The sequence below is a fragment of the Alteromonas sp. KUL106 genome (assembly GCF_009811415.1).
Lineage (GTDB): Bacteria > Pseudomonadota > Gammaproteobacteria > Enterobacterales > Alteromonadaceae > Alteromonas.
Window position 1 is genome coordinate 99,413 of record NZ_BLIG01000028.1, and the last position, 8,705, is coordinate 108,117.

The window sequence follows — 8,705 nt, forward strand, 5'->3', positions numbered from 1 at the left end:
ACATAAAACGAGTGCAGTCAATGGTACGTGGTTAGCGCAGTGTAGCGCGCCATCATTAACTCGCAAGCAGCAATAATTTTCTGCGACTCATTTTTAATAACATTCAAATAAAAGCTGGGGTTAAATCCTTTCAATCCCTCTCATTGTATTCTCCTTCACTCCTGACAAGCATTTTTAACCCTAAACTTACAAGGCTAAAATGCTATGTCGAACAGACGCGAACTGCGCCAACAAGCGCAACAATTCATTAATGAACTAGCGGGCGAAGCTTACCCGAATTCAACACGCCACTACGAGTGTGGCAGCCGTAACGATATTCGAGTGGCCATGCGCCTTATTCACCAGCACGACAGCTTAGTGGGCGGCACCGAAGACGATCCCATTTTAGAACCCAACCCCCCAATCCCGGTATACGACACGTCTGGCCCATACGGTGACCCACAAGAAACCATTGACGTGCACAAAGGTTTGGCGCCACTGCGCAAAATGTGGATTGAAGAGCGCAGCGATACACAAGTGCTAGAGGGCGTATCATCAAGCTTTGCGAAAGAACGTGAAAACGACATTTTCACTGAAGATTTTCGATTTATCCGCAGTCGCAAACCGCTAAAAGCGAAAGCAGGCAAAAACGTTACCCAGCTTCACTACGCAAGACAGGGCATTATCACCCCTGAAATGGAATACATTGCCATACGCGAAAACATGGGCCGCCAAGCCATTAAAGATGCCGAATTGACTCAGCAGCACAAAGGCGAGCACTTTGGTGCGAATTTACCCGACACCATCACGCCTGAGTTTGTGCGTCAGGAAGTGGCCGCTGGTCGCGCCATTATTCCGTGTAACATCAATCACCCCGAGCTAGAGCCGATGATTATTGGCCGCAACTTTTTAGTGAAAATTAACGCCAATATTGGTAATTCGGCGGTCACCTCCTCCATTGAAGAGGAAGTAGAAAAACTCGTTTGGTCGACGCGCTGGGGCGCCGACACCATTATGGATTTATCTACCGGCAGAAACATTCACGAAACCCGCGAATGGCTGCTGCGCAATAGCCCGGTCCCCCTTGGCACCGTACCCATATACCAAGCGCTAGAAAAAGTGAACGGCGTGGCCGAAGACTTAACTTGGGAAATGTTTAAAGACACCCTCATCGAGCAAGCCGAGCAAGGAGTAGATTATTTCACCATTCACGCAGGGGTGTTGCTTGAATACGTACACCTTACCGCAAAACGGGTAACAGGCATTGTATCTCGCGGCGGTTCAATTATGGCGAAGTGGTGTTTAAGCCACCACCAGCAAAGCTTCTTATACGAACATTTCCGCGAAATTTGTGAAATTTGTGCGAAGTACGATGTAGCGCTTTCGTTAGGTGATGGCCTGCGCCCCGGTAGCGTAGCCGATGCCAACGACGATGCGCAGTTTTCAGAATTACGTACCCTTGGTGAGTTGACTAAAATTGCTTGGGAATACGATGTTCAGGTAATGATTGAAGGCCCTGGTCATGTACCAATGCACTTGATTAAAGCGAACATGGAAGAGCAGCTTAAGCACTGCCACGAAGCCCCGTTTTATACCCTTGGGCCACTGACCACCGATATTGCGCCGGGCTACGACCACTTCACATCGGGTATAGGTGCCGCCATGATTGGCTGGTTTGGCTGCGCAATGCTTTGCTACGTTACGCCAAAAGAGCATTTGGGACTTCCGAACAAGGAAGACGTTAAACAAGGGCTTATCACTTATAAAATAGCCGCACACGCTGCTGACCTAGCTAAAGGTCATCCGGGTGCTCAAATTCGCGATAACGCCATGTCTAAGGCGCGCTTTGAATTTAGATGGGAAGATCAGTTCAATCTAGCGTTAGATCCACACACTGCTCGTGCTTACCACGATGAAACCTTGCCGCAAGCGTCTGGCAAGGTCGCGCACTTTTGCTCCATGTGCGGACCTAAATTCTGCAGCATGAAAATTTCACAAGAAGTACGGGATGTGGCTAATCAAGCTGAACAGGCCCTAGGTGAAAATGCGCAAAATACGAAAGGCGATGGCGGCCAGACAGGCAAAGACCTGCAGCAAGAAAGCCTTCGATATAAAAACAAAGGCATGAAAGACATGGCCGATGCGTTTAATCAGTCAGGCGCGCAGCTTTATCACACTGCAGATAGCAAGGTTGAGTTGCCATGACAAGTCGCCACCTAACTTCACCTGTATTAGAGCCTCCAAGCAACCGGCTCCCCGTGGTATGGTGCGTAGGCGGTGTAGATTCAAGTGGCGGCGCGGGAACTGTCCGCGACGCCATTACGCTGGCCGATTTAAACGTTCACGCCTGTGTGCTCACAACACAACTTACTGTGCAATCGAACGCGATAATGCTTAGCAAAGAGAGCATGAGTGCCTCTGCGGTAAATCAGCAGTGGCAGGTGCTTTATGAAGATACACCGCCACAAGCTATAAAAATTGGCGCTATCGCAAACGACGAGCAAGCACTATTGCTTTGTGCACGTATTCAATCATTGCATGCCCCTCGCCCCTTTGTAATATGGGACCCTGTGCTGTCTTCTTCGTCAGGGGGGATCTTAAGTGAGCTAAACGAGGGCGTCATTGATGCGCTGCTACATACAGTAGATGTGATTACCCCAAATATCGACGAACTCGCGTGGCTCACGAAGTTACCGATTAATGATGAAGCAAGCCTGCTCGATGCAATAAATCAGCTAATCGGAAAAGGCGCAAAAAGCGTTTACGTGAAGGGCGGTCATGCGCATTGGCAAGAAAAGGTTCACGACACCTTTGTCTGCGCCTCTCATACCCTTCAGTTTAGCCAGCCAAGAGACCATAAAGGCAAGCTTCGCGGTACGGGGTGCATGTTAGCCAGTGCCATTGCGGCTTTTATCGTTCACGACTACTGTATTGAAGACGCACTGACATTGGCGAATGCCTATGTCAGTGAAGTAAGGAACAATACCCTTCGCGGCCGGGGTAGTTATGCCCCCATTGCGCAGAGTTCTGAAAACGCGTGTGTGCCTACTTTCTTCGCTCGAACCAACGGTTTTCCGTTAAAGGCTTCGAGTTTTCCGCTGGTTTCAATGCATCATCGTGGCGCCACGCCTTGTAAAAAATCAGTGCGCTTTGAGAAAGCGCCCTACATCGACCGGAGCTCAGAAAGCACAAGAGACGAGCACGCACATTTCCCCGCGCTCACCCATACTCGCTTAGGTATTTATCCGGTGGTCGATAGCGTTCAGTGGATTGCTCGCCTTTGGTCAACGGGCGTAAAAATTATGCAGTTACGGGTAAAGCAGGGCTCACAAGATGAGATTCGTCAGCAAATCAAAGACGCCATTGAGATGGTCAAACACACCAACTGTCAATTATTCATCAATGACTATTGGGAGTTAGCGATAGAGCTAGGTGCTTACGGCGTGCATTTGGGTCAGGAGGACATGGACACCGCAGATTTGAGGGCCATTCGGCGTGCAGGGCTCAGGCTTGGTATCTCAACCCATGGATTTGCTGAAATTCAGCGGGTTAGGTCGTTAAACCCCTCCTATATTGCGCTTGGACATATCTTCCCGACCAATACCAAAGATATGCCGTCCAAACCGCAAGGTCTGGAACGCTTGGCGAAATACGTAAAGCTTTGCGATGGTATTCCTACCGTTGCCATTGGGGGAATTAATCTATCGCGGATAAGCGACGTGGCTAACACCGGCGTTAACGGTATCGCAGTGGTAAGCGCTATTACACACGCAAAACAGCCGCTAAAAGCCTACCAAGCGTTGGTTAAGGAGGCAGGGTTTGCTTAACCATTCATCTCGTCTTTCAGCTCACCATACCGCTAGCCCCCAATTAGCGCATGAAGATATACGGCGCTATAGCAGACAGCTTATGCTTGATTGTATTGATCACGACGGGCAGCTTAACCTGGCACGTTCACATGCTGTGATTGTTGGTCTTGGTGGTTTAGGAAGTTTAACTGCCCGCTATTTAGCTGGCGCAGGCGTGGGCAATATTACGCTTATTGATGGTGACACCGTCGACATAAGTAACTTACAGCGCCAGATAAGCTACAACGAAATGCATTTAGGCGAGCTCAAAGCAAAGTCGCTTTACAACGAGCTGCGCAAAGTAAACTCCCAACTAAATATCAAATTTAGAAGTGTTTTTGCTGATAGTAACAACTTACCAACTTTAATTTCTTCTGCCGGCTGCGTATTAGACTGCACCGACAACGTCACCATAAGAAAGCAAATAAACCTAACAACGTTTCGCGCGTCTATTCCGCTATTTATTGCGGCAGCCAGCGGGCTTACTTGGCAGGCGCTGAACTTACCGCAAAACTCTGCAAACTGCGGGTGTTACGAATGTTTAGTGAGTCACGTTGCCGTACGGGAAGACTGTGTAAGTCAAGGCATACTAGGTCCTGTGGTGGGCATGGCAGCCTGCCATCAAGCTACACAAGCTTTGCTATTTCTAGCTCAGGGATTCAACGCCAATATCAAATGGGGCCACTACGTAAATGCTCATGCGGGCTTAGGTACGTTGCAAAGCTTCAAACTGCCCCCCTCTTCATCTTGTGAGGTATGCCAATGACCCAAATTAACATCAACGTGAACAACCAACCTATGAGTGTGATCTCGCCCATATCCCTTAGCGAGTTAATTGCCCTTAAACAATTGAATGACGAGGGTACCGCCGTCGCCAAAAATGCCGCCATTATCAGCAAGCAAGAATGGCCGACAACGTACTTAAGTGACAACGATACCGTTGATATCTTTACCTTAGTGGCAGGAGGCTAATATGCTGACACTTGCAAACCACACCTTTTCTTCTCGCCTTTTAACGGGCACAGGTAAATTCAGTAACACAGGCACCATGAAAAGCGCCATTGAGGCTGCGCAAAGTAGCATTGTGACGCTAGCAATGAAGCGCGTAGCGAGCCATAGCGCTCATGATGAAACCCTTTCAGCATTAAGAGCATTGGGCGTTACCCTCTTACCCAACACTTCGGGAGCGAAGAACGCCAAAGAAGCAATATTTGCCGCTGAACTTGCGTACGAAGCCTTGGGAAGCCCTTGGGTGAAGCTAGAAATTCACCCCGACCAACGCTATTTGTTGCCCGACCCCATCGAAACCTTACTCGCCGCAGAGACACTGGTTAAAAAAGGCTTTCACGTTTTACCCTACTGCGGTGCAGACCCCGTTTTATGTAAACGCTTAGAAGAAGTGGGCTGCGCCGCCGTTATGCCATTAGGCGCCCCCATCGGCAGCAATCAGGGCTTACAAACTAAACCCTTCTTGCAGATAATTGTTGAGCAAGCGTCAATTCCGGTCATTGTCGATGCTGGCATTGGTAAACCCAGTGAAGCCATGGCAGCCATGGAGATGGGCGTTGACGCGGTGCTAGTGAATACAGCTATTGCAACCGCGCAAAACCCTGTTGCTATGGCAAATGCTTTTGCCAGTGCCGTCGAAACGGGCCGCAAGGCGTTTGAAGCTGGGCTTGGCGCTACCAGTCACTTGGCACAAGCCTCTAGCCCGCTGACCGCGTTTTTGGAGCCGGCAGTATGAAGGTCGCACAAGCATTAATGCAGCAAGATTTGTCGCATTTAGCGATGTCGATAAACAGCAAAACCGCGAGCGACGTAGAACAAGCGCTGGGTAACGATACACTTTCTTTAGACGACTTCATGGCGCTGATCTCTCCCGCTGGCGCAAACTATTTAGAAGCCATGGCCTATCGCGCTAAAGCGATAACCCGTCATCGCTTTGGCAACACCATGCAGCTTTTTGTGCCGTTATATTTGTCGAACCTGTGCGCCAACGAGTGTACCTATTGCGGCTTTACTATGAGCAATAAAATTAAGCGCAAAACCCTTTCTATAAACGAAGTACTAACTGAAATTGAAGCCATTAAAGATATGGGCTTTTCTCAGGTATTGCTGGTGACCGGCGAACACGAAACTAAGGTGGGCATGGACTATTTTGAACAAACCCTTAGCGCCATTCGTGACAAGGTCAGCTATTTAATGATGGAAGTGCAGCCGCTAAAACGCGAACAATATAAAACCCTTAAGCATAAAGGCCTGGATGCTGTATTGGTGTATCAAGAAACCTATTCACCCCAGCATTACGCCTCATACCATACCCGAGGAAAAAAGCAGGACTTTTTGTGGCGCTTAGAAGCCACTGATCGCATAGGTCAGGCCGGTATCGATAAAATCGGCGTTGGCGCGCTACTTGGCTTAGGCGACTGGCGGGTTGATAGCGCCATGACGGCGCTTCACGGTAAGTTAATACAACAGCACTATTGGCAAAGCCGCGTATCGATTGCTTTTCCACGCCTTCGCAATTGCGAGGGAAATAGCACTGGCGGCAACGCGTTGACCAATAACAAACTGCCTAACGAGCGAGACCTTCTCCAGCTAATATGCGCCCACCGCATATTTAATCCACAAGCAGAATTATCCCTGTCTACCCGAGAGTCGGCTGCATTTAGAGATGGCGTAATGGCGCTGGGTATAACGTCGATGAGTGCTGCGTCGCAAACGCAACCTGGCGGCTATAGCGAGCCCTCGCAGGCGTTAAATCAGTTTGATATTGATGACAACCGCTCGGTGCCAGAGGTCATAAACGCCATTACATCGAAAGGGTTAGAGCCCGTTTGGAAAGATTGGATGCCTTTTGAATTGCGCGCTTAAGCACTCCTAATTTTGCCTATTTAGGGGTTAAAATTGCACGTGAAGCTCAGATTGAGACATGCGCTAAACGATTAGTTTTTTTAAGGCAAAATAAATAAAAAATTTGTTTTGCTTTCGTGCATAACCCCCCGTAGAATCCGCCCAAATTTTAGCCAGACGCGTAACCTATGCGTCTGGCTTTTTTGTCTGACTTATACCAGTCCGCATAGATAATAACCCACTCAGCGAGACTTAAAATGTTCGTAGTCGCGGCGTGTTACCGCAGGTATAGTGGTTCTACATCAAGGTGACACAACAAAGAGTACGGAAATTTTAAACTCGCCCTTCTGAGTGGGCAATTATCTATGCAGATTGGTATTATCTCATAGTAACGTTTTCAAAACTAAAGGGCAGTGCGTTGGATACCATTGAATTTATTCAAATTCGTAGATTTATAGTGAAGCTTGGCAAAATGCTCCACAAATACGGTACCCCCGCGTTCCGTCTTGAAGCTTACTTAGGTGAAGTGGCTAAGTATTTAGGTGTGCACGCTTCATTTATTTCTACTCCTACATCACTCACTTTTGTTATTTGGAGCGACCGTCACGAGGATGAGTACAACCATGCTGCGCGGTTACTTCCTGGCGAACTGGACATGAATGCGTTATCGCTTACTGATGAGCTGGCCAGCGAGCTGCTGTCAGGCAAATTAACATTAAGCGAAGCCGATAAACGCTTAAATGAAATAGACGCCATGGGCAGTCCTTACGGGAAATGGGTAACCGGCATTGCGTTCGCCATGGCCACCGGCGCGTTTGCCATGCTAATGGGGGCGAGTTGGCGAGAAATTGGCTGGTCTGCCGTACTAGGTGTTGTGGCCTATTTATGGACGTTGTGGGCACAGCAGTCGAAACGCGTAAATCTAATGCTAGAGCCTGTTACCGCTTTTGTTGGGGGAATTCTTGCGTGCGGTATTAGTAAGTATGTCGACCCGGGCATCAACATTCCATTGGTTGTCCTGTCGTCGGTAATAGTATTTGTGCCGGGTCTTGCTCTTACTATGGGCTTAGCTGAGCTTTCATCCCGTAATATGGTGTCGGGAACAGCGCGCACCATGGATGCCATTATGCAGCTGTTTAAGCTTTACTTCGGTGCATTTCTGGGTGTGTCTGTAGGCTTTAGCGCGTTTGGTGAAAACGTGTATACCCCAGCTGAGTCATTGCCCTATTGGGCAACGTGGCTAGCGGTGTTCTTACTGTGTATGGCGCTAGTCGCCATTTTTAGAACCCGCATTAAACATATTCCTTGGGCATTGGCAGCAGCCTTTATTGCCTATAGCACTACCGCATGGAGTTCAGATTACATGAGTCCTGGGCTAGGGGCGTTTGTGGGTGCGTTTGCGTTAGGCATTTTTGCCAATGCGTTCACCCGTATTGCCAACCAGCCAGCCACTATTGTGGCCATGCACGGGCTTATTGTTCTGGTACCGGGGTCTAAAACCTACATAGGTTTGAATTCATTTATGACAGGCCAAGACTTTGTAAAAGCCGATCATTTAGGCCAGGAAGTGTTTCTTATCTTTATGTCGCTAGTGGCAGGGCTGATATTTGCGAACGTGGTCGTGCCCACTAAAAAGGCGCTGTAAGAGCGCCTTTTCAACCTCGGCCATACTATGAGCGCTATTTCAGTAGCTTGATCAGCGCTCGCCCTAAACGAGCGTTAAGCGCACCAGCAGCAATAGCTTCTGCCGAGTTCTCCATGAATTTAGCTGACAAACTACCACCAATTTGATTGGCCACTTCGTCGGTTGCTAAATCAAACACGCCCTGCGCCGCAATGTTCTGTGCCAACACTTTCAATAATTTCCAGTTCCCCACGGTACTTGGTCTTAATCCATATACGCGGGCCATGCGGCGAATGGTGCGAAAGCTAATCCATACCACTGCGAAAGTTTGAATAAGGTTGTTTGGGCTAATAAACGCCAGGCTTCCCGCCGTAACCGATTCTTTGTTAAGCACCTTGTGT

The 8,705-nt window shown here is 48.7% G+C and carries 8 protein-coding genes; 7 read left to right on the forward strand and 1 reads right to left on the reverse strand.

Annotated elements, in window-relative coordinates; all coding sequences use genetic code 11:
• Nucleotides 1-204 precede the first annotated feature (204 nt).
• The 7 genes from thiC (at nucleotide 205) to GVO63_RS11150 (ending at nucleotide 8,325) form a co-directional block, all read left to right on the forward strand.
• Nucleotides 205-2,184 carry a phosphomethylpyrimidine synthase ThiC gene (thiC, locus tag GVO63_RS11120; protein WP_159579880.1) on the forward strand — a complete coding sequence of 660 codons (1,980 nt, stop codon included), beginning with the start codon at nucleotides 205-207 and terminating at the stop codon, nucleotides 2,182-2,184.
• Entirely contained in the window at nucleotides 2,181-3,806 is a 1,626-nt protein-coding gene (gene thiE / locus GVO63_RS11125) for a thiamine phosphate synthase (protein ID WP_159579882.1), read from the forward strand. The genes thiC and thiE overlap by 4 nt, the downstream gene beginning before the upstream one ends.
• On the forward strand, nucleotides 3,799-4,593 hold the full coding sequence (locus GVO63_RS11130; RefSeq protein WP_159579884.1) for a HesA/MoeB/ThiF family protein: 795 nt from the start codon (nucleotides 3,799-3,801) through the stop codon (nucleotides 4,591-4,593). The genes thiE and GVO63_RS11130 overlap by 8 nt, the downstream gene beginning before the upstream one ends.
• Complete coding sequence (gene thiS / locus GVO63_RS11135) at nucleotides 4,590-4,799, forward strand: sulfur carrier protein ThiS (protein ID WP_159579886.1); 210 nt, start codon at nucleotides 4,590-4,592, stop codon at nucleotides 4,797-4,799. The genes GVO63_RS11130 and thiS overlap by 4 nt, the downstream gene beginning before the upstream one ends.
• Before the next feature lies 1 nt (nucleotide 4,800).
• Nucleotides 4,801-5,571 (forward strand): thiazole synthase, encoded by a 771-nt coding sequence (locus GVO63_RS11140; RefSeq protein ID WP_159492092.1) that lies wholly within the window; start codon nucleotides 4,801-4,803, stop codon nucleotides 5,569-5,571.
• Complete coding sequence (gene thiH, locus GVO63_RS11145; RefSeq protein WP_159579888.1) at nucleotides 5,568-6,701, forward strand: 2-iminoacetate synthase ThiH; 1,134 nt, start codon at nucleotides 5,568-5,570, stop codon at nucleotides 6,699-6,701. The genes GVO63_RS11140 and thiH overlap by 4 nt, the downstream gene beginning before the upstream one ends.
• Before the next feature lie 397 nt (nucleotides 6,702-7,098).
• On the forward strand, nucleotides 7,099-8,325 hold the full coding sequence (locus tag GVO63_RS11150) for a threonine/serine exporter ThrE family protein (RefSeq protein WP_159579890.1): 1,227 nt from the start codon (nucleotides 7,099-7,101) through the stop codon (nucleotides 8,323-8,325).
• Nucleotides 8,326-8,359: 34 nt separating this feature from the next.
• On the opposite strand, the gene GVO63_RS11155 is transcribed toward GVO63_RS11150, so the two are convergent.
• On the reverse strand, nucleotides 8,360-8,705 hold a 346-nt coding region (locus tag GVO63_RS11155; RefSeq protein ID WP_159579892.1), incomplete at its 5' end, for a YcjF family protein.

Bases quoted from the DNA above. Each gene is read 5' to 3' on its own strand.
- thiS (WP_159579886.1), top strand. From the start codon at position 4,590: ATGACCCAAATTAACATCAACGTGAACAACCAACCTATGAGTGTGATC.
- GVO63_RS11140 (WP_159492092.1), top strand. From the start codon at position 4,801: ATGCTGACACTTGCAAACCACACCTTTTCTTCTCGCCTTTTAACGGGC.
- thiH (WP_159579888.1), top strand. From the start codon at position 5,568: ATGAAGGTCGCACAAGCATTAATGCAGCAAGATTTGTCGCATTTAGCG.
- thiE (WP_159579882.1), top strand. From the start codon at position 2,181: ATGACAAGTCGCCACCTAACTTCACCTGTATTAGAGCCTCCAAGCAAC.
- thiC (WP_159579880.1), top strand. From the start codon at position 205: ATGTCGAACAGACGCGAACTGCGCCAACAAGCGCAACAATTCATTAAT.